The organism is Aurantimicrobium sp. MWH-Uga1 (genome assembly GCF_003325955.1).
GTDB lineage: Bacteria > Actinomycetota > Actinomycetes > Actinomycetales > Microbacteriaceae > Aurantimicrobium.
The window spans coordinates 182,149-202,540 of record NZ_CP030929.1; the positions used below are offsets into that span (position 1 = coordinate 182,149).

23 protein-coding genes are annotated in these 20,392 nt (G+C 54.5%); 18 read left to right on the forward strand and 5 right to left on the reverse strand.

The window, feature by feature from the left end:
• Window positions 1-7 precede the first annotated feature (7 nt).
• Both rpsI and glmM read left to right on the forward strand, forming a co-directional pair.
• A complete protein-coding gene (gene rpsI, locus AURUGA1_RS00975; protein WP_114128477.1) occupies window positions 8-499 on the forward strand; it encodes a 30S ribosomal protein S9 in 492 nt (163 codons plus the stop codon).
• 28 nt (window positions 500-527) lie between these two features.
• Window positions 528-1,889: a phosphoglucosamine mutase gene (glmM, locus tag AURUGA1_RS00980; RefSeq protein ID WP_114128478.1), complete on the forward strand. Its 1,362-nt coding sequence runs from the start codon at window positions 528-530 to the stop codon at window positions 1,887-1,889.
• Between the two features lie 17 nt (window positions 1,890-1,906).
• Here glmM and coaA read toward each other — a convergent pair whose 3' ends face one another.
• Window positions 1,907-2,857, reverse strand: a complete 951-nt coding sequence (gene coaA / locus AURUGA1_RS00985; protein WP_114128479.1) for a type I pantothenate kinase — start codon at window positions 2,855-2,857, stop codon at window positions 1,907-1,909.
• Window positions 2,858-2,914: 57 nt separating this feature from the next.
• Here coaA and glmS point away from each other — a divergent pair, with 57 nt between their 5' ends.
• From glmS to AURUGA1_RS01025, 8 genes are read left to right on the forward strand one after another with little or no spacing between them, the layout of a single operon-like run.
• A complete protein-coding gene (glmS, locus tag AURUGA1_RS00990; protein WP_114128480.1) occupies window positions 2,915-4,765 on the forward strand; it encodes a glutamine--fructose-6-phosphate transaminase (isomerizing) in 1,851 nt (616 codons plus the stop codon).
• 6 nt (window positions 4,766-4,771) lie between these two features.
• Window positions 4,772-5,131, forward strand: a complete 360-nt coding sequence (locus tag AURUGA1_RS00995; RefSeq protein WP_114128481.1) for a holo-ACP synthase — start codon at window positions 4,772-4,774, stop codon at window positions 5,129-5,131.
• Window positions 5,128-6,255: an alanine racemase gene (gene alr / locus AURUGA1_RS01000; protein WP_114128482.1), complete on the forward strand. Its 1,128-nt coding sequence runs from the start codon at window positions 5,128-5,130 to the stop codon at window positions 6,253-6,255. The genes AURUGA1_RS00995 and alr overlap by 4 nt, the downstream gene beginning before the upstream one ends.
• Entirely contained in the window at window positions 6,255-6,728 is a 474-nt protein-coding gene (gene tsaE, locus AURUGA1_RS01005) for a tRNA (adenosine(37)-N6)-threonylcarbamoyltransferase complex ATPase subunit type 1 TsaE (protein ID WP_114128483.1), read from the forward strand. The genes alr and tsaE overlap by 1 nt, the downstream gene beginning before the upstream one ends.
• On the forward strand, window positions 6,725-7,366 hold the full coding sequence (gene tsaB, locus AURUGA1_RS01010) for a tRNA (adenosine(37)-N6)-threonylcarbamoyltransferase complex dimerization subunit type 1 TsaB (protein WP_371412362.1): 642 nt from the start codon (window positions 6,725-6,727) through the stop codon (window positions 7,364-7,366). The genes tsaE and tsaB overlap by 4 nt, the downstream gene beginning before the upstream one ends.
• On the forward strand, window positions 7,363-7,845 hold the full coding sequence (rimI, locus tag AURUGA1_RS01015) for a ribosomal protein S18-alanine N-acetyltransferase (RefSeq protein ID WP_114128484.1): 483 nt from the start codon (window positions 7,363-7,365) through the stop codon (window positions 7,843-7,845). The genes tsaB and rimI overlap by 4 nt, the downstream gene beginning before the upstream one ends.
• Window positions 7,845-8,900 (forward strand): tRNA (adenosine(37)-N6)-threonylcarbamoyltransferase complex transferase subunit TsaD, encoded by a 1,056-nt coding sequence (gene tsaD / locus AURUGA1_RS01020; RefSeq protein ID WP_114128485.1) that lies wholly within the window; start codon window positions 7,845-7,847, stop codon window positions 8,898-8,900. The genes rimI and tsaD overlap by 1 nt, the downstream gene beginning before the upstream one ends.
• 9 nt (window positions 8,901-8,909) lie before the next feature.
• Window positions 8,910-9,290 carry a DUF4190 domain-containing protein gene (locus tag AURUGA1_RS01025; protein WP_114128486.1) on the forward strand — a complete coding sequence of 127 codons (381 nt, stop codon included), beginning with the start codon at window positions 8,910-8,912 and terminating at the stop codon, window positions 9,288-9,290.
• Between the two features lie 126 nt (window positions 9,291-9,416).
• Here the strand turns inward: AURUGA1_RS01025 and AURUGA1_RS01030 are convergent, their stop codons facing one another.
• Together AURUGA1_RS01030 and AURUGA1_RS01040 are read right to left on the reverse strand one after the other, a co-directional pair.
• Window positions 9,417-9,761, reverse strand: coding sequence for a hypothetical protein (locus AURUGA1_RS01030; protein ID WP_114128487.1), 345 nt, complete (start codon window positions 9,759-9,761; stop codon window positions 9,417-9,419).
• Between the two features lie 341 nt (window positions 9,762-10,102).
• Window positions 10,103-11,293, reverse strand: coding sequence for a class I SAM-dependent methyltransferase (locus AURUGA1_RS01040; RefSeq protein WP_114128488.1), 1,191 nt, complete (start codon window positions 11,291-11,293; stop codon window positions 10,103-10,105).
• A 132-nt stretch (window positions 11,294-11,425) separates the two neighbouring features.
• Here AURUGA1_RS01040 and groES point away from each other — a divergent pair, with 132 nt between their 5' ends.
• The 8 genes from groES (at window position 11,426) to AURUGA1_RS01075 (ending at window position 18,256) form a co-directional block, all read left to right on the forward strand.
• Window positions 11,426-11,722, forward strand: coding sequence for a co-chaperone GroES (gene groES, locus AURUGA1_RS01045; RefSeq protein ID WP_096382469.1), 297 nt, complete (start codon window positions 11,426-11,428; stop codon window positions 11,720-11,722).
• 83 nt (window positions 11,723-11,805) lie between these two features.
• Window positions 11,806-12,753: an EamA family transporter RarD gene (gene rarD / locus AURUGA1_RS01050; RefSeq protein WP_114128489.1), complete on the forward strand. Its 948-nt coding sequence runs from the start codon at window positions 11,806-11,808 to the stop codon at window positions 12,751-12,753.
• 81 nt (window positions 12,754-12,834) lie between these two features.
• Window positions 12,835-13,641 carry an ABC transporter substrate-binding protein gene (locus tag AURUGA1_RS01055; RefSeq protein WP_114128490.1) on the forward strand — a complete coding sequence of 269 codons (807 nt, stop codon included), beginning with the start codon at window positions 12,835-12,837 and terminating at the stop codon, window positions 13,639-13,641.
• 201 nt (window positions 13,642-13,842) lie between these two features.
• The gene (locus AURUGA1_RS01060; protein WP_114128491.1) at window positions 13,843-15,156 is read left to right on the forward strand and encodes an ABC transporter substrate-binding protein; all 1,314 of its coding nucleotides are present in this window, start codon (window positions 13,843-13,845) and stop codon (window positions 15,154-15,156) included.
• Between the two features lie 226 nt (window positions 15,157-15,382).
• Window positions 15,383-16,693, forward strand: a complete 1,311-nt coding sequence (locus AURUGA1_RS01065) for an ABC transporter substrate-binding protein (RefSeq protein WP_114128492.1) — start codon at window positions 15,383-15,385, stop codon at window positions 16,691-16,693.
• 210 nt (window positions 16,694-16,903) lie between these two features.
• On the forward strand, window positions 16,904-17,296 hold the full coding sequence (locus tag AURUGA1_RS01070) for a helix-turn-helix transcriptional regulator (RefSeq protein WP_114128493.1): 393 nt from the start codon (window positions 16,904-16,906) through the stop codon (window positions 17,294-17,296).
• Between the two features lie 74 nt (window positions 17,297-17,370).
• The gene (locus AURUGA1_RS08025; RefSeq protein WP_162784016.1) at window positions 17,371-17,568 is read left to right on the forward strand and encodes an antitoxin VbhA family protein; all 198 of its coding nucleotides are present in this window, start codon (window positions 17,371-17,373) and stop codon (window positions 17,566-17,568) included.
• On the forward strand, window positions 17,555-18,256 hold the full coding sequence (locus AURUGA1_RS01075; RefSeq protein WP_162784017.1) for a Fic family protein: 702 nt from the start codon (window positions 17,555-17,557) through the stop codon (window positions 18,254-18,256). The genes AURUGA1_RS08025 and AURUGA1_RS01075 overlap by 14 nt, the downstream gene beginning before the upstream one ends.
• 58 nt (window positions 18,257-18,314) lie before the next feature.
• Here the strand turns inward: AURUGA1_RS01075 and guaA are convergent, their stop codons facing one another.
• Together guaA and AURUGA1_RS01085 are read right to left on the reverse strand one after the other, a co-directional pair.
• A complete protein-coding gene (gene guaA, locus AURUGA1_RS01080; RefSeq protein WP_114128495.1) occupies window positions 18,315-19,880 on the reverse strand; it encodes a glutamine-hydrolyzing GMP synthase in 1,566 nt (521 codons plus the stop codon).
• The gene (locus AURUGA1_RS01085) at window positions 19,877-20,392 is read right to left on the reverse strand and encodes a DUF3817 domain-containing protein (RefSeq protein ID WP_114128496.1); all 516 of its coding nucleotides are present in this window, start codon (window positions 20,390-20,392) and stop codon (window positions 19,877-19,879) included. Before AURUGA1_RS01085 ends, guaA begins: the two co-directional genes overlap by 4 nt.

Sequence of the window (20,392 nt, forward strand, 5' to 3'; positions counted from 1 at the left end):
AAAAATCATGGCGGACAACGCAGAAATCGAGACCGAGACCGAAGAGGTCACCGAGTACTCAACCGAAACTCCTGTTGCAGCAGCCCCTAAGGCTCCTCGCGCAGTTCTCAACGTTCCAGGTGCAGCTGTAGGTCGTCGCAAGCAGGCTATTGCTCGCGTACGCCTCGTACCCGGTTCCGGCACCATCACGGTCAACGGCCGTGAGCTTGCCAACTATTTCCCCAACAAGCTGCACCAGCAGCTCATCAACGACCCCTTCACCGTGCTTGAGCTCGGTGGCGCATACGACGTTGTCGCACGCATCACCGGTGGTGGCCCTTCCGGTCAGGCTGGCGCACTGCGTCTTGCTATCGCTCGCGCACTGAACGAGATTGACCGCGACAACAACCGCGCGACCCTCAAGAAGGCAGGCTTCTTGACTCGTGACGCACGCGTCATCGAGCGCAAGAAGGCTGGTCTGAAGAAGGCTCGTAAGGCTTCACAGTTCTCGAAGCGTTAATCTCGCTTCTGTACTGAACGACTGTCCCTTGGCACGTCTATTCGGCACGGACGGTGTCCGAGGCTTAGCAAACCGTGAACTCACGGCAGATCTAACCTTGGCACTGGCCCAGTCGGCTGCGGTGGTTCTCACCAGCGGTCGCAGAGCCGAGGCCAGACGAGCTGAGGGACGTCGTGCTACAGCGGTCATTGCACGTGACCCTCGAATCTCGGGTGAATTCCTCACCGCGGCGTTATCTGCCGGGTTAGCAAGCTCGGGTATAGACGTGCTCGATGCAGGTGTTATTCCCACCCCCGCAGCTGCTTATCTTGTCAGCTCTATCGGTGCGGACTTTGGTGTGATGGTTTCTGCCTCACACAACCCTGCACCCGATAACGGCATCAAGTTCTTTGCTTTCGGCGGAACGAAGCTTCCTGATGAGGTCGAAGACCGCATCGAAGCTGCGTTAGACGCCGATCACCTGCTGCCCACCGGCGGTGAGGTTGGTCGTATTCGTCGCTTCGCAGATGCGGAAGACCGCTACGTTATTCACTTGCTCGGCACCCTGCCCAACAAGCTCAACGGTCTGCACGTGGTCTTGGATTGTGCTCACGGTGCAGCTTCGGCAATCTCTCCCGAGGTCTTCACCGATGCCGGTGCCAAGGTCACCGTCATCGCAGCAGACCCTGATGGATTAAACATCAACGATGGTGTGGGCTCCACCCACCTTGACGTGGTCGCTGCTGCCGTTGTTGCTCACGGTGCTGATATCGGGATTGCTCACGATGGTGACGCTGACCGTTGCCTGGCAGTCGATGCTCAGGGCAACGTCGTCGATGGCGACCAGATCATGGCAATCCTTGCGGTGTCGATGAAAGAGCGCGGTCACCTCAAGAACGACACTCTTGTTGCCACTGTGATGAGTAACCTTGGCCTGCACAAAGCCATGGAGAAGCACGGCATCACAGTCATTCAAACTGCTGTGGGGGACCGTTACGTTCTCGAAGGCCTCGCTGAGCACGATGCTTCCCTGGGTGGAGAGCAGTCTGGTCACGTCATCATGACCGAATATGCCACCACCGGTGATGGAATTTTGACCGGTTTGCACCTGGTTGCCGAAATGGCCCGCACCGGAAAGACAATCGCCGAGCTCGCTTCAGTGATGACCGTCTACCCTCAGATTTTGGTGAACGTCCGCGGTGTTGATCACCATTCCCTTGCTGGCAACGCTGTTATCGATGAAGCGGTGAAAGCGGCTGAAGCAGAACTTGCCGACACGGGCCGAGTTCTTCTTCGTCCTTCCGGAACCGAACCCATGGTTCGCGTCATGGTGGAAGCAGCCGACCAGGCTACTGCTGATCGCTTGGCACACAGTCTCGCTGATGTGGTCAAGGCAGAGCTTTCGCTCTAATCTTGAGCCGTTTCGTCTTAGATCTTTCTCAGTAACACTGTCGATACTGCGTGGTTCGCCGACTTGCGCAGCACCAAGGTTGCCCGTGAACGTGTGGGGCGGATGTTCTCTTCCAGGTTGGGAAGGTTAATGCGCTCCCAGAAATCTTGGGCTGTTGCCTTTGCCTCTTCTTCGGTCAGCTGTGAGTAGCGATGGAAGTAAGAATCGGGGTCGGTGAAGGCACTTCTTTGCAGGCTGAGGAATCTTTCCTGATACCAGGTGGCAATATCTGCCGTGCGGGCATCAACATAGATCGTGAAGTCGAAGAGATCACTGACTGCTAAACCACCACGGGTGGGAGGTTGCAACACATTCAGGCCTTCGACGATGAGTACATCAGGCTGGCGCACCACAATCTCTTCATCAGGGAGAATGTCGTAGTTCAAGTGGGAATACACCGGAGCGGTCGCTTCTTCCGCACCGCTTTTAATCTTGCTCACAAAACGCAGTAGGGCACGGCGGTCATAGCTTTCAGGAAAACCCTTGCGATCCAAGATGCCCCGGCGGAACAGTTCCGCATTGGGGTAGAGGAAACCATCGGTGGTGACCAGTTCCACGCGGGGAGTGTCCTCCCAGCGAGCCATGAGCATTTGCAGCAGGCGTGCCACCGTCGATTTCCCCACGGCGACCGAGCCGGCAACACCAATGACAAAGGGAGTTGTCGTGGCGCGCTCGCCGAGGAAATCGGTGGTGTCCCGGTGTAGTTTGCGTGCTCCGGTGGCATAGATCGAGAGCAACCTACTCAGTGGAAGATAGACATCTTCGACTTCTTTGAGGTCGAGACGGTCCCCCAGGCCACGCAAGCTCTCAATATCTGCCTCGGTGAGGGGAGATTTTGTCGTGGGCGCCAACTCTGCCCACTCTGCCCGGGAGATTTCCACAAAGGGGGTGGTGTGCGTATTGATTGCGCCGGTGTGCTCTAGCCTCACCTGCCTATTCTGCCCTAAACAAGCCAAATGCCGCTCGTGAACTAAACTAGAACTCTTATGTGTGGAATCGTGGGTTACGTCGGTCAGCAAGACACTCTTGCCGTTCTCTTGGGCGGTCTGAAGCGTCAGGAGTACCGCGGATATGACTCTGCCGGTATTGCTGTGCTCACCGAATCGGGGGCAATTGAAACAGCAAAAAAGGCAGGAAAGCTCCAGGCACTGGTTGACCTGTTAGAAACCAGCCCTGTTTCAGCTGGCCACACTGGTATTGGTCACACACGCTGGGCAACCCACGGTGGACCCACCGATGTGAACGCTCACCCACATCTAGGAGACGGTGGCAACCTTGCTCTGATTCACAACGGCATTATTGAAAACTTTGCTGAAATCAAAGAAGAAATGTTGGCCAAGGGATATGAGTTTGTCTCAGAAACTGACACTGCTGTTGCAGCTGTTTTGCTCGGAGACGTCTACCGCGAGGTGGGTGACCTGCGCGAAGCAATGCGCTTGGTTGTCAACCGCCTCGAGGGCGCATTTACGTTGCTGGCCGTGCACACTGATGCACCGCACCAGATTGTTGCTGCCCGCCACAACTCACCTCTGGTGATTGGTTTGGGTGAGGGAGAAAACTTCCTCGGCTCTGATGTGGCCGCCTTCGTTGAATACACCCACCGCGCTGCCGCAGTGGGACAGAATCAGGTCGTGCGAATTACGCCTGATTTAGTTGAAGTTATTGATTTTGACGGCAACCCTGTCGTCATTGAAGAGTATGAAATTGCCTGGGATGCCTCGGCCTCCGAAAAGGGTGGCTGGTCTTCCTTCATGGCCAAAGAAATCACCGAGAACCCCGACGCGGTAGCGAACTCCGTTCGCGGACGCGTCGTGGACGGACTCGTTGAGGTTCCTGAGCTCACTGAACTTGGTGATGATGTCTTGAACGGCATCAACCGCATCATCTTGGTTGCTTGTGGCACCGCGTCCTATGCCGGAATGGTTGGCGCCTATGCCATCGAGCAGTGGGCACGCATTCCAGTCGAAGTTCAGCTCTCGCACGAGTTCCGTTACCGCGATCCCGTGATTACTCCTGAGACGTTGGTTATTTCTATCAGCCAGTCAGGTGAAACCATGGACACCTTGATGGCGGTCAAATATGCTCGCGAACAGGGTGCCCGCACCATCTCGGTGTGTAACACCCAGGGTGCAACCATCCCTCGCGAATCTGACGCGGTTGTCTACACCCACGCAGGTCCTGAGGTTGCTGTTGCCTCCACCAAAGCGTTCGTTGCTCAGATCACCGCGCTGTACCTCATCGGCTTGCACATTGCACGCTCGAAGAACACTGTGAATGAGAAGGAACTGCGTCGTCTCGCTACCGACCTCCAGGCGTTGCCTGCGAAGGTCACCAAGGTATTGGAAACTGGCGAAAAGATTTCTCAGTTGGCTAAGTGGATGAGTGACACCCCTTCAGTGTTGTTCCTCGGCCGCCATGTGGGTTACCCCATCGCGTTGGAGGGTGCGCTCAAGCTTAAGGAGCTTGCCTACATCCACGCAGAAGGTTTCGCTGCCGGTGAGCTCAAGCACGGTCCTATTGCATTGATTGATCACGGTCAGCCTGTGTTCGTGATTGTTCCCAGCCCTCGCGGTTCAGCGCTGATTCACTCCAAGGTTGTCTCCAACATCCAAGAGATTCGTGCACGTGGTGCACGTGTTATCGCCATCGCAGAGCAGGGCGATGCAGCAGTCCTTCCCTATGCCGATGAGGTCATTCAGATTCCTCTGGCAGACCCTATGTTTGAACCCATCCTCGCTGTTGTTCCCCTGCAGATCTTCGCCATGGAACTGGCAGATGCTAAGGGCTTGGATGTGGACCAGCCACGTAACCTGGCCAAGTCGGTCACGGTCGAATAGACGCTCATGATCATGGGAGTGGGCGTCGACATCGTCGACATCGCTCGCTTTGAGCGGGCGCTTGAGCGCACCCCCAAACTTGCTGAACGTCTCTTTGTTGAATCAGAACGTGAACTTCCCGCGCATTCTTTGGCGGGCCGCTTCGCAGCCAAGGAAGCTCTCATCAAAGCTTTCGGTGGATCAGGTTCGATGACCTTCCACGACATGGTTGTGGTCAAGGACCAGCTGGGCAAGCCTTCCTTTGAGTTGAGTGGGGCAGCTGCCCACATGGCCACGGAACGGGGAATAACTTCGGTGCACCTGTCTATCTCGCATGACGCGGATGCTGCTGTTGCATTCGTGGTTGCCGAAGGCAGCGCCGCATGAGCCACACACCTTTTCGCATTGCCCGCGTCAACACCGATGCCATAGCTGGCAATGTTCGGCGCATTCGTGAGATCACCGGCGTGGACGATGTCATGGTTGTGGTCAAAGCTAATGCCTATGGCCACGGCATGGTTCCTGCTGCGCGTGCTGCGCTAGCTGGCGGTGCAACCTGGCTCGGTACAGCAGATATTGCTGAGGCACTTACCCTTCGTGGGGCAGGAATCACTGCTCCGGTGCTGTGTTGGATTCATGCACCAGATGAAACCTTCGACGAAGCAGTAGGGGCAGACATCACTCTCGGTGCAGTCTCTGTTGCACAACTGAACGCCATCGCGGCGGCTGGACACCGTGCCCACAAAACCCCTCGCGTTCACCTCAAATTGGACACCGGGCTAAGCCGTAATGGTGCCAGCCCAAACCAGTGGGATGCGTTCTTCCGCACTGCTACTGAACTCCACGCTTCAGGCGACCTTGTTGTTGAGGGCGTGATGAGTCACCTCTCAAACACCACCCCAGAAGATGACCTCGAACAGCTCAAGGTGTTTCAAGTGGGAATCTCTGAGCTGGCAGATGCTGGAATTGAACCTCCCTATGTTCACTTAGCAGCCTCGCTGGCAGCCCTGACGCTGCCTGAGACGCGATTCAATATGGTTCGATCAGGAATTGCTGCCTACGGTATTGGTCCCACCGAAGAACACCGTCCAGAACAGTTTGGTCTCACCCCGGCAATGACTCTCGAGGGTCGAGTGGTGGCAGTTCGTCGTGTTCCCGAAAACACGGGTGTGAGCTATGGCTACCTGCACCGCACGCCACACGAGAGCACCCTGGCATTGATTCCGTTTGGCTATGGTGATGGAATCAACCGTGACGCGTCCATGAATGGTCCAGTCCTTCTCAATGGCTCCACCTATCCGGTGGCGGGCCGCATTGCAATGGACCAGTTCCTGGTGAATGTGGGAGATGACCCTGTTGCCGTGGGAGACCACGTGGTGCTCTTTGGTAATCCTGAGCTCGGCCACCCGTCCGTGCATGACTGGGCAGCGGCCGCCGGATCTATTGGTTATGAGATTGTGACCAGGCTGATTCCTACACGCCTGGAATACATTTACGAGGGTCAGGCCTGATGCAGGGCACACGCACCATTTCCACTCCGGAAGAGATGCATGAGCTGGGCCTCGAGATTGGCCGCGAGCTTCGTGCCGGAGACGTACTTGTGTTGACTGGCCCCTTAGGTGCGGGCAAGACCACGCTCACCCGCGGTATTGGTGAAGGCCTGCAGGTTCGCGGAGCTGTTACTTCTCCCACCTTTGTTTTAGCCAGAACCCACCCGAGCTTGGTCGGTGGTGCACCTTTGGTGCACGTCGATGCCTATCGTCTCAACAGCGCTGTTGAACTCGATGATCTCGATATTGACTTTGCCAATTCTGTTGTCGTGGTCGAGTGGGGTGCCGGCATGCTCGAGGGCATCGTTGATTCTTGGCTCGATGTTGTTATTGAGCGCCCCGAGGGCGCTCAGGCCGGTGAGCTCGGTGAGGAACTCGTCGAGCCACGCCATGTCACCCTCACGGGGCACGGGTCACGATGGGAGCACCCATGACCGCAATCATTCTTGCCATTGACACTTCTGCCGGAACCAGTGTTGCTCTCGTCAGCCAGGGTCAAGTTCTCTCCTCACGCTCCACTCCCGACACCATGCGTCATGCCGAAGTGGTGGGGCCGTTCATTGAGGAAGTTCTCACCGAGGCAGGCGTGAAAGCAGAGAGCGTTACCCACGTTGCTGCAGGGATGGGGCCTGGCCCGTTCACAGGTCTGCGAGTGGGGATTGCTGCCGCCGATGCGTTCGCATTCGGCGCCGGGGCAATCCTGCTACCTATGGTGAGCCATGATGCTGTTGCTGCCGAACATTTCGCAACTAGTCATGAACCTGTTCTGGTGGTCACTGATGCACGGCGTAAGGAATTGTTTTGGAGTAAGTACTCCAAAAATGCGGATGGAATACCTACTCGAGTAGAAGGCCCCGCTCTCGCCAAGGCTGATGAGGTTCCACTGGCAGAAGGCCTTCGCTTAGATGCTCGTGAAGTTCACGCCCACTGGTTGGGACTCATTGCTGAGGCAATGTTCCTCCAAGGGAAAGAGTTCCCTCCAGCGACCGCAGTGTATTTGCGCTCCCCTGATGTGACCATGAGCAATGGCCCCAAGAGAGTTGTCCAAGAAATGCGCGGGGGCAAGAAATGATCAACAGCATTGTCTTGCGCCAGGCAGGCATCGACGACGTGCCCGCCATTATGGAGATCGAGACTCCTGTGTTTGGCCATGAGGCGTGGTCCACTGAAGCTATGGCGCGTGATGTTGCCGATCGCAACTGTTTCTATCTCGTTGCTGAGGCCCACACCGATGCGTTAGGTGGAGACCCACTTGTCGTGGGTTATGCCGGCCTTCTCGCGCCGAGAGGTTCTGGCGATGGTGATATCCAAACCATCGCTATTCATCCTGACTTCCGAAGCCACGGTCTCGGCCGCCGGCTCATGGAAGCACTTTTAGAAGAAGCAGAAGCGCTCCATGCGCGCCGCATCTTCCTAGAAGTGCGTGCAGATAATCCTCACGCAATCGCGTTGTATGCCTCGTTGGGGTTTGAAGAAATTGCGGTGCGACCCGGTTATTACCAACCAGAGGGTGTGGATGCAGTCATCATGAAGAAGGGAGCAGATCTGTGATGAATAGAGAAGCCCCCCTCGTGCTGGGAATTGAGACAAGCTGTGATGAGACGGGCATTGGCATTGTTCGTGGTCGCGAACTCTTGGCTAACGTCATTGCGTCCTCGATGGATGAGCATGCTCGGTATGGTGGCGTGGTTCCGGAAGTTGCTGCTCGTGCGCACTTGGAAGCTTTACGCCCCGCCCTCACCGAGGCTGTTGCCACGGCAGGCATCGAGCTGGCAGATCTCGATGCAGTTGCCGTCACGAGTGGCCCAGGACTTGCAGGTGCTCTGATGGTGGGCGTTGGTGCAGCTAAAGCCTTAGCGCTCTCGCTGAATAAACCTCTGTATGCCGTGAACCACCTCGTCGGTCACGTCGGTGCGGATGTTTTGGGCGAAGACGGCCCACTGGAATATCCCACCATCGCGCTTCTTGTCTCCGGTGGTCACACCTCGTTGCTTCTGGTCAAAGATCTCACCTCGGATGTGGTGATGCTCGGCGAAACCATTGATGACGCTGCTGGTGAAGCTTTTGACAAGGTAGCTCGAATCCTTGGCCTCCCCTATCCAGGCGGTCCCCACATCGATCGCGTTGCTGCCGAGGGGGACCCGAAAGCAATCCGGTTCCCCCGAGGGCTCACCCTCCCGAAGGACATGGACAAGCACCGGTATGACTTCTCTTTCTCTGGGTTGAAAACAGCAGTTGCCAGGTGGGTGGAAGTGCGCCGGGATGCCGGTGAAGAAGTACCTGTTGCTGATGTGGCAGCGAGCTTCCGCGAAGCAGTCGTGGACGTATTGACCGCCAAAGCTATTGCAGCATGCCAAGACCAGGGGGTTCCCCGGCTGTTACTTGGCGGTGGAGTTGTCGCCAATGCTCGCCTGCGCGAAGTGGCCAGCCAGCGGGCAGAAGCTGCCGGTGTTGAGTTGAGAATCCCTGCGTTCTCTCTGTGCACCGATAATGGCGCCATGATTGCTGCGTTAGCTTCAGAGCTCATTATGGAAGGTGCTCAGCCCTCCTCACTAAGTTTTGGAGCTGACAGCACACTCCCAGTTACAGACATCCACGTTCATTAGAATTAAGCCATGACAGAAAAAGCACCAAAGACTTCTAAGCCTGCAGCCAAAGCAGCAGCAAAGCCTGCTGCAGCTGAGACTGCAGCTCCAGCAGCACCAACCGTGACTGTTGTCTCCTCCGAGAAGACCAACACTCTCTCGATTGTTGCTCTCGTAGCCGGCATCGTCGGCCTTACTTTCATTCCCTTCCTAGCCAGCATCGTTGCTGTGGTCACCGGCCACATGGCACGCGCCGAAGTTCGTCGAACTGGTGAACAGGGCGGAGGCCTTGCTTTAGCTGGCCTCATCATGGGTTATGTCGGCATCGGCCTTGCTGTGATCGTTATTTCCCTGCTGTTCGCCTTCCTGGGCGTGGTTATCGCCTCGGGAATGGGAAATTACTACTACTAATCCTCTTGAGAGTACTCACGCCATCAGCCTCGGTTGATGGCGTGAGTTGTTTTTGCGGCGTCGAATGTAAATCTGATGAATTATCCGTTCACTTGAGTTCTCGTTTCACCACACTCAAGCCCAGGGTCACCACTTAATGAGTTGTTGCTCCACAAAGTTGTATTCGGCAGTTTCTTTGCCGGTGACAACGTAGTCATTGCTCTCCCAGCCAGGAGTGAATCCGCCTGCTGCGTGAATTGCTGAACGGATAGTTGCCATTGCTACGGCCGCGGCTTGGTCAAAGGTGCTTGCCTTGGCTGAAGAATTAATGCACACAAAACCAGTCTTGATTGTTGCGGTGTAGTCAGAATCTGAAATGCGGTCGTCAGCAGCTTCGATGGCCATCAATGCAGTCATCACCTGATCGAGGTGGTGGTCGAGATCTATTTCACCGGTGACAAAGAAACTTACCGAAACACGAACTGTTTCCATTTCTATATCCTTCCCGGGTAAATGAAACATGTTGCTCTCTCTAAGTATCTCAAAATGTTTTTCGCATAGTGAGGGTTGCTGGGCGTGAGGTGAATACCTGTTTGATGCTTTTCGGGACAGGGGCAAAATGCCCGGTAGTAGGTTGGTGGATTCCTGATTCGCCAGCCCTGGTCATCCAACATCAACAGCAAAGCTTGTAACTCTTTTTTGGTGTGTTTCTTCCAATATCCATTGCGACGAACCATGCGGTAACCGTAGGGATACGGTTGGAACAATTCATTTGCCGAGATGATGTTTGTGCACAGTTTCAGAGAATTGAGAAATGTGGACAACAGGGGCGGTTAGTTCACCCGCTGAGCCAAGAGCGCGACTCTGCGGTCACCGATCCGGGTGAGGAACAAGGTTGCTGATTCTGTTCCAGAGAGTTTGAGTTTCTTGCGGAACTCTGCCGGGTCAATATCAACCCCGCGCTTCTTTATTTCCAGAGTGCCAATGTTGCGCTTGTTCAGTTCAGTAGCAAGCTGTTTCACATCTAACGGGAACTGCTCGTGGATTTCGAAGGCAGCTGCAAAAGGGGAGCGGACTAACGTTTCACTGCTCATATAAGCAATGTGTTCATCGAGCATGTGGGCACTGAGTGAGCGAGCAAGATCACCAATGAGTCGTGCACGAATCACAGCACCGTCTGGTTCGTAGAGGTATCTGCCCAAAGGTCCCACTTCAGCATCAGCCGAGTCTGCTGCTGCGCTGAGCTCATGCATCCCTTCTGGTGTCATGATCAAGGCGGAGCGGGTAATGCCCTCCCTGGCCAGTGGGCCAAACCACAGCGCGAGCTCCACAACATCCCCACCCACAGAAACCCACTGTGCTTCACAGTTATCTGGAATGAGATCTCGATCGATGCCAGGGCCTAGTTTGATTCCGGTCGGCAGCTGCGCTGCGAGACCGAAAGCAAAATCAAGGGACGGCGAATAGTCTTCAGACTTGGTCAAGCGACTGGTGTTGCTGTGACCGGAGGTTCTGCGGGCAGGATCAAGATAAACACCCTCTATCCCGGTGAGGTCTGTTTCTTCGGCGGTGCCGTGAGAAACAGTTGCTTCAGGGAATGCGCTGAGGTTCACTACAGCTATCGCTGCCGTCACTTCATCGGCATCTACTGCATGGAGGGTCAGTCCCGCCCCGGCAAAAGCCAAGGCATCTGCCCCAATTCCACATCCCAGATCAGCAACGTGAGTGAGCCCTGCGCGAACAAAACGACCGGCATGAAGTGCTGCCACCGGCAGCCTAGTTGCCTGTTCAAGGCCGGCTTCGGTGAACAACATGCTGGAGGCAAAGTCACCGAACTTTGTTTGTGCTTTCGCGCGCAATTTAGCCTGGGTGAGCACAGAAGCCACTAATGACGCGGAATTTCCGGCTTTGCGTAACTCTGAGACGATCTTGAGCACGTCCGTTGTGGAGGAATACTCGGGCAGAGAATTCAGGAGAGCGAGCCCCTCGGGGGTGAGCAGTTCGCGTAGTTCAGCACTCTCCATGAGAGTAAACCTACCAAGTGATCAATTGGCACTCACATTGCGCGAGTGCTAATTGCCGTCTAGACTTGACCTCAGTACACGAACTGTATGTGTACTCCATTACTTACTTCCCGTTCAAGAAAGAGGTCAACCGTGTCGGTCGCCATTAAGCCGCTCGAAGATCGCATTGTTATCAAGCAGGTAGAAGCCGAGCAGACCACTGCTTCCGGTCTTGTCATTCCTGACACTGCTAAGGAAAAGCCCCAGGAGGGTGTTGTCGTTGCAGTAGGCCCCGGCCGCATCGACGACAACGGTAACCGTGTTCCTCTGGACATCGCCGAAGGTGACAAGGTTATCTACTCCAAGTACGGCGGAACCGAAGTTAAGTACGCCGGTGAAGAGTACCTTGTTCTCTCCGCTCGTGACGTTCTCGCGATCGTCGTTCGCTAACACAATCTCACGAGTAAGGGCCCCGGTTTCCGGGGCCCTTACTGGTTAACCTCTCAGGCTATTCACAGGAGTAGTCTCGAATAATGACTTCTCCAGCTTCACCTGCACCAGAGAAGCTCTCCCGTTCCGGTTTGCTCTATGCCTTTGGGGCATATGGCTTATGGGGCCTCTTCCCGCTCTACTTTCTCGCCTTGGAACCAGCAACCCCCTTTGAGGTTGTTGGCTACCGCATTCTCTTTTCTCTCGTCTTCTGTGCATTCCTCATTGCCGTCACGAGGAAATGGCGGCAACTCGCAGTCATTTTGAAACAGCGCAAGCTCATGCTCACTTTGGGCGTGGCAGCGGTCCTGATTTATATCAACTGGCAGGTCTTCATCCTGGCGGTGCTCAGTAACCAGATCGTGGAGTCGTCACTGGGCTATTTCATCAACCCCATCGTCACAGTTGTCTTGGGTGTGATCGTGCTGCGCGAGAAACTGCGCACTATGCAGTGGGTTGCCGTCGGCATCAGCTTCGTTGCCGTCATTGTGCTCACGGTGAGCTATGGTGCCATTCCCTGGATTTCACTGACCTTGGCAGCGTCCTTTGGTTTGTATGGTCTGATCAAGAAGCGCACTGGACTATCGGTTGATGCCATTAGTGGTCTCACTATTGAGACCATGTGGATGACGCCGGTGGCAATCATCCAGCTCATCATTGTTTCGAACCTGGTCGGGCTTTCCTTCTTTGGTTATGGACTCACTCACACTCTCTTACTTGCCTCAGCTGGTGTGGTCACCGCGGTGCCACTGATTATGTTTGGTGCAGGCGCTCGCCGACTGCCGTTGACCGCCATCGGATTGATTCAATACTCCACACCAGTGTTCTCGTTCTTGATGGCCGTCTTCGTCTTGCATGAGCCCATGCCACCGGTGCGCTGGGTGGGTTTCTTCATCATCTGGGTGGCCCTGATTGTGCTCACCACTGACATGCTGCGCCACGGCAAGGCGAACCGCCTTGCTCGCGCAGCTGAAGAACTCACTATCGAATAGAGCGCGTGCCATCTCAGCGAACTTACGTAGTGCTCGGTACTGTGGAGGCGGTAGTTAGTCGTTCACAGAAATGGGTACATCGTGGGTCTGAATAAGATTGCCGCCACAATCGTTGCAGGTGCGCTCGCACTCACGTTGGCTGGATGCTCCGGCGGTGAGGTAACACCCACTGCTACCCCAACTCCCGTGAAGCCTTCGGGTGACGGTGTGCTGCGCATTGGTGACATGACTCCAGTCACAGGCGACCTAGCTGCGTACTCTGCTTCTCAAGCTGCCGGTATTGAACTTGCTGTTCGTGAAATCAATGAACAGGGCGGCTACAACAAGGTTCCCGTCGAGGTCTTGCACCGCAACGCCGGTGACGGCGATGTGGCAGCAACTGAAGCCAGCTTCAATGATCTGGTCTCTCGTGGTGTCGACGTCATTATTGCTCCTGCCTCCACGGGTGTTGCTGAAACCTTGGTCGAGCTGGTGGCTAAGAACGACGCCAACGTGGCTATTGTCTCTATTGCCACCAAGGACAACGCGCCCAAGGGTGCGACAGTTACTGCAGTGAAAGCAGACGACGCTTTCGTTGCACAGCTGAAGAGCTCCGACCCTTCCGTGACCGAATACGGTTACGGTGCGGAGTCCTATGACCTCACTATTGCCTCAGCACTGGCAGCAACGGTTTCCAAAGATGACGGTGGCGCCTCGATTACTCAGGGCCTCATTGCTGTGACTAACCAGGCGGGCTTTAAGTGCACCAGCTACGGCATGTGCGTCTCTGCTGTTAACGATAAGCAGGCCATCAATTACGTGGGTCCTGCAGGCCAGATTAACTACGACACAGAAACCGGCGTTGCCTACTTTGGCAAGACCATCGTCGTAGAGAAGAAGAAAAAGTAGTCTTCGGCGCACATATCACGCGCCATTTGCACAAATTGTGCGCATAATCTGCGCAATATGACAATTTCTTTCGGTGTCTAACAGTTTGTTACCGAGTTGTAACCCGGAAATGTTGTTTCAGGAAACATGTCTCGCCTAGTTTGGTAATACAACGAAGTGCGTCCTGCGCGCTTCGACTCATATAAATCACCAAGGAGTACCATGCGAGAAATTTCTCTCCGCACTCGTGCACTCGGTGGTCTGGCTCTCGCAGCTACGTCAGCACTGGTGCTGGCTGGTTGTGCGTCTGGATCTTCCGACGGTGGCTCAAGCGAGGCTGCATACACCGCAGCTGACTGTGCCGCTGACAGCACCAGCGAAAACACCTTCAAGGTAGGAACTATCCTCCCCGTAACCGGTTCGCTTGCGTTCCTCGGCCCACCCGAAATTGCTGGTGTTGGCCTTGCAGTAGCTGACATCAACGCAGCTGGTGGCGTAAACGGTATGGACGCCTGCCTCTACCAGACTGACTCTGGTGACTCAAGCGACATGTCTGTCTCTACCGCTTCAGCTGAAGACCTCATCAAGCAGAAGGTTTCTGTTGTCATTGGTACAGCATCTTCGAGTGTTTCTCTCAACGTTGTTGACTCGTTCACCGAGGCAGGCATTGTGCAGATCTCTCCTGCTGACACCTCTGCAGCTCTTTCTGGCTACAGCCCCTTCTACTTCCGTACTGCACCACCAGACACCGTTCAGGGTTCTGCTCTCGGTCAGCTGATCGTCGGTGACGGAAACTCAACTGTTGCATTCCTCGTATTCAACGACTCCTACGGAACCGGTCTTCGTGACTCGACCGAAGCTGCAATCGTTGAAGGTGGCGGAAGCGTTGTTTACGGTGGAACCGGTAAGGGTCAGGAGTTCCCTCCTGCTCAGACCACCTTCTCCTCCGAAGTAACTGCAGCACTTGCAACCAACCCTGACGCTCTTGTTGTCATCGCATTCGATGAGACCAAGGCAATCATCCCCGAGCTCGTAGCTCAGGGCTGGACCATGGCTAACACCTACTTCACCGATGGAAACACCGGATCCTTCGAGAAGGACTTTGAAGCAGGTACCCTCGAAGGTGCTCAGGGAACCATCCCTGGTGCAGCTCCTTCGGACGAGGTAAAGGCACTCCTCGGCAAGTACTGGTCTGACGTTCAGGGCGAAGAGCTCACTGACTTCAGCTACGCTGCTGAGTCCTACGACTCGACCATCCTTGCTGCTCTCGCAGCAACCTTGGGCGGCGACAACACCCCAGCAACTATTCAGGCAAACCTGAAGGCAGTTTCTGGTGCTAACGGCGGCGAAAAGTGCACCACTTACACCGCTTGTGTTGACCTGATCAAGGCTGGCAAGGACATTCAGTACCAGGGTCCATCTTCGGTTGGTCCTTTCAACGACAAGAATGACCCATCCTCCGCGTTCATCGGTATCTACAAGTACAACGATGTCAACGTTCCAGTATGGGCATCTGCTGTTGAGGGTAAGTCCTAAGCAGTAATTGCACACTAAACAGCACCCCCGGTCTTCGGACCGGGGGTGCTGTTCTTTCACGCTATGGAATATTTCGAAGTAAGACATGTCCCGATATCCCCACAAAGACGGGGATGTTGTGTTGTGAGGCTCCGAACGATACACGGAACAGAAATACGATTTCTCTCCTTCGTATTACCGTGAGGTGGGTTTGCTCTCTGCAGGCCCTTAAACAAAGAGGAGCATTATGCGTGAACTTTCACTCCGCACACGTGCGCTCAGTGGTCTAGCTCTCGCAGCAACGTCAGCACTCGTGCTGGCTGGTTGTGCAAGCGGATCTTCTGACAACGCATCTGGCGCGACATACGCCGCTGCTGATTGTGCTGCAGACAGCACCAGCGACAACACATTCAAGGTCGGAACCTTGCTTCCCACCACCGGTAACCTTGCGTTCCTCGGCCCACCCGAAATTGCTGGTGTTGGTCTCGCAGTAGCGGATATCAACGCAGCTGGTGGCGTCAATGGTACCGACGCCTGTGTTTACAACACCGACTCTGGTGACTCCAGCGACATGTCTGTCTCTACGGCATCTGCAGAAGACCTCATTCAGCAGAAGGTGTCCTTCGTTCTTGGTGCTGCATCCTCGAGTGTGTCACTCAACGTAGTTGACGCCATCACCGAAGCAGGCATTGTTCAGATCTCTCCTGCAAACACTGCAGCAGCACTGTCTGGCTACAGCCCCTTCTACTTCCGTGTTGCACCACCAGACACCGTTCAGGGTAACGCTCTAGGCCAGCTCATCACCGGCGACGGAAACTCCAGCGTGGCATTCCTCGTCTTCAACGACTCCTACGGAACCGGTCTTCGTGACTCGACCGAAGCAGCTATCAATGAAGCTGGTGGAGAAGTTGTTTACGGCGGTAAGGGTAAGGGTCAGGAATTCCCCCCTTCTCAGACCACCTTCTCATCTGAGGTCACTGCAGCCCTGGCTGCTAATCCAGACGCACTCGTTGTGATCGCGTTCGATGAGACCAAGGCAATCATCCCCGAGCTCGTTGCTCAGGGTTGGGACATGGCTAACACCTACTTCGTTGACGGTAACACCAGTTCATTCGAAGCAGACTTCGAAGCAGGAACACTTGAGGGTGCTCAGGGAACCATTCCTGGTGCAGCTCCGTCAGACGAGCTCAAAGCATTGCTGAGCAAGTACTGGTCTGACGTGCAGGGTGAAGAACTCACTGACTTCATCTACGCAGCAGAATCCTACGACGCAACCATGCTTGCAGCACTTGCTGCAACCAAGGGTGGCGACAACACCCCAGCAACCATCCAGGCAAACCTGGCTGCAGTTTCTGGTGCTAACGGCGGCGAGAAGTGCACCACCTTCGCAGCCTGTGTCGACCTGATCAAGGCTGGTAAGGAAATTCAGTACCAGGGCCCATCTTCGATTGGTCCCTTCAACGAACTGAACGACCCATCCTCCGCATTTGTTGGTATTTACCAGTTCAACAACAAGAACGTTCCCATCTGGGCAACAGCTGTTGAGGGTAAGTCCTAATAACCTCGTCCAAGCGTTATGGTGATCGCTTGGTCTGAACAAAAGATGCTCCGAGAAGAAATTCTCGGAGCATCTTTGTGTTGAGGGAACTTACTCCCACTTAATAGTTCCTGGCGACAACCTCTTCACTTTGTGATGAGTGCTTGAACCTTATCCACATATTGGGTAGCAATCGCTAACAGGAGGCGCGCGGGGTTTTAGCGTACCCAGATGAGTGAAAAGAATACTTTACATTTAAGTAAAGTTTCCCGTACGCTGTTTTATGTGGGAACGCAAAAGGCCAATGAAGTTGGGGATTCATTTCTGGAAGATCTTGAACACTCTCCATTTGTTGCCCGAGAACTTGCAGCATCTCAATTGACAAATGATGCGCTGGTATTGCTCCAGACAGCTTTGACCAAAACTGGGACATCGCAGAAGGAACTAGCTGATCTGCTGGGTATTGGAGAAAGCAGAGTCTCCCAGGTCCTCAACGGTGACGGAAACATAAAGCTCACTACCCTTGCCCGGTACCTCAAAGCCTTGGGATACACGGTGAGCTTAGAAGCTCACCCGGTCAACGCCGGCACTTCCCAGCTTTCTCGGGCCAGAAGATCAAAATGATTCCCCTAGGTCAGTCAAGTGCTGTTTGAAATACTTATCAGCGAGTAAAATTGAAAAAGGCGGGAGGTTCTGTAATGACGATAATTTCTAGTGTTCAAATAAGCGAACAATCGAGACGCAAGCTTGCCATTGCACGAGCCATTCACAATGGTGAGATGGAAAATCTCACAGTGAACGAGCGTACCCGCAATGATATGAACGAGTATGCCCTCGGTCGAATCTCAGTTACTGAACTCATCAAGCGAGGCCGGGCACAGTTTGGTCTCAAATAACTTTGTAGACCCCTACAAAGATCCTGAGACAGGGATTTTTCGTAACCTCGTTGGTGCGAGAACTAAAGAGGCCTTAGATGAAGCTGAAGCTAACCTGGTTCCTCTGCGCGAGCTAGAGCTCTATTCATTCGATGAATTATCTATAGATGCCGTTTCTGAGATTCAGCAAATCCATCAACAGCTATTTCAAGATATCTACGACTGGGCAGGAAAGTTTAGAACCGTAGATATTAGAAAAAATATCGAAGGCGCTGAGCCATTCTTAGCTGCAACTCAAATTCCAGCTGCTCTGGGTTATTTTGAATCCAATTTGCGAGATGCGCAGCAACTCAAAAACCTTAGCCGTACTACATTTATTGAACAGCTAGCTAAGTTTTATGACGAACTGAACTTTATTCACCCGTTCCGAGAAGGAAACGGCCGAACGCAGCGAGTGTATTGGACTCGAATCGCTCTGAATGCCGGTTGGGAAATAAATTGGCTCTCCATTTCAGGTTTTGAAAATGACCGCGCCTGTCGAATTGCAGCAGAACAAAAGAATTTAGGGCCACTTCATAACCTCTTTGAGAAGTCAGTTCGTAAATTTGGACCCAACTCCTACTTCACAAGCACTTCTGGAAGCACTTTGGGCGGGTCACCGGGATATGTATCTCCAGAAACAGAGGCATATAAAGGTTCCTCTAACTAATGAATATGAAGCCCCGAGCCAAAAGATTCGGAGCTTCATTACTTAGAGCAGCGAGTTGCTACTCCCACTCAATAGTTCCTGGCGGCTTGCTGGTGACATCCAGCACGACGCGGTTGACCCCTGCTACCTCATTAGTGATGCGGTTAGAGATTTTGGCCAGGAGGTCATAGGGCAAACGTGTCCAGTCTGCGGTCATGGCGTCTTCTGAGGAGACAGGGCGCAACACAATGGGGTGACCATAAGTGCGACCATCACCCATGACGCCTACCGAGCGCACGTCAGCAAGCAGAACAACGGGACACTGCCAAATCTCATCGTCCAGACCAGCTGCGCTGAGTTCATGACGAACAATGGCATCTGCTTCGCGCAGCAGGTCGAGACGCTCTTGTGTGACCTCACCCACGATGCGAATACCCAAACCAGGACCAGGGAAGGGCTGGCGGCCCACGATCTCGTGAGGAAGACCGAGCTCTCGACCAATGGCGCGCACCTCATCCTTGAAGAGGGTGCGCAGAGGCTCTACGAGTTCAAACTGGAGGTCTTCGGGAAGACCACCGACGTTGTGGTGGCTCTTGATGTTGGCAGTTCCACTGCCACCACCAGATTCCACGACGTCGGGGTAGAGAGTTCCTTGAACCAAGAACTTGATGGGTTCCCCATCTGCCTCGGCTTCGGCCATGAGGTCGCGTTCAGCCTGCTCAAAGGTGCGAATAAATTCGCGACCAATAATCTTACGTTTGGTTTCTGGGTCACTCACACCCGCAAGTGCGGTGAGGAACTGTTCGCGGGCATCGACGGTCACCAAACGAATACCGGTGGCCTTGACGTAATCTTCTTCAACCTGACGGCGCTCGTCCTGACGCAGCAGTCCGTGGTCTACAAATACACACACCAGCTGGTCGCCGACAGCCTTGTGAACAATGGCAGCAGCTACCGCAGAGTCAACACCACCAGAAAGACCACAGATCACGCGTCCTGAGCCCACTTGAGCGCGGATAGCAGCCACCTGAGTCTCGATGACGTTCTCGCTGTTCCAATCTGCAGGGATACCAGCACATTTGTGCAAGAAGTTCTCCAGCAGGTCCTGACCGCACTCGGAATGCTTGACCTCAGGGTGCCATTGCACACCATAAAGTTTGCGCTCGTCGTTGGCGAAGGCCGCAACCGGGGTTGCGTCCGTTGAGGCAACGACAGTGAAGCCTGCAGGTGCAGTGGCAACCTGGTCACCGTGGCTCATCCACACGGTCTGGGTAACAGGCTGACCGCCCACGAGGGCGTGATCAGCCTGGAGGGTCACATCTGTAGCACCGTATTCACGGCCACCGGTTTGTGCGACGGTTCCACCGAGAGCCTGAGCCATGACCTGGAAGCCGTAGCAAATACCAAAGACGGGAATGCCGAGTTCCAGGATGGCAGGGTCCAGCGTGGGGGAGCCAGGCTCATAGACGCTGGAGGGCCCACCCGAGAGCACAATACCGACTGGGTTCTTGGCACTCACCTCTGCTGCAGTGATGGAGTGAGGAACAATCTCGGAATACACCCCAGCTTCGCGCACGCGACGAGCAATGAGCTGAGCGTATTGTGCGCCGAAGTCAACGACGAGAACGGGCTGGGGCTGACTCACGCGGCCTCTCCTTGGGTAGTGGCGGTGGTGTTCTGTTTTTCCAGAAATGCCTCGACCAGCTTGGCGTATTTAGCTTCAACGTAGAACGACAGACCAGGGATGATTCCACCTAAGGCGATGAAGAACAGCTTGCCAAAGTCCCAGCGCATCTTGGACCAGATACGGAAGCCTGCGAAGAGATAAATCACATAGAGCCAACCGTGGATAATCAAGATGCCCAGCGAGAGGTTGATAGCTTCCACAGTGTCAGAAGGTACGAGAGCCAAGAACCCGTTGGGCCCAAAGGCTTCGATTTCGTAGCCAGGTTCGAAGAAGACAAACTCACCGGTTTCGGGATTGGTCATTCCACCAGGCCACACAAAAGAGTTGGTGCGAATGTCGATGCAGTACTTCAAGATCATCTCTGCACACAACAGCAGCAGGAAGCCACCGGTGATGTAGGACATCACCTTGTAGAACTTCAGAGCCCCAGGAATTCGTGGGATATCAGCGGCGCGAGGGGCTAAAGGCAT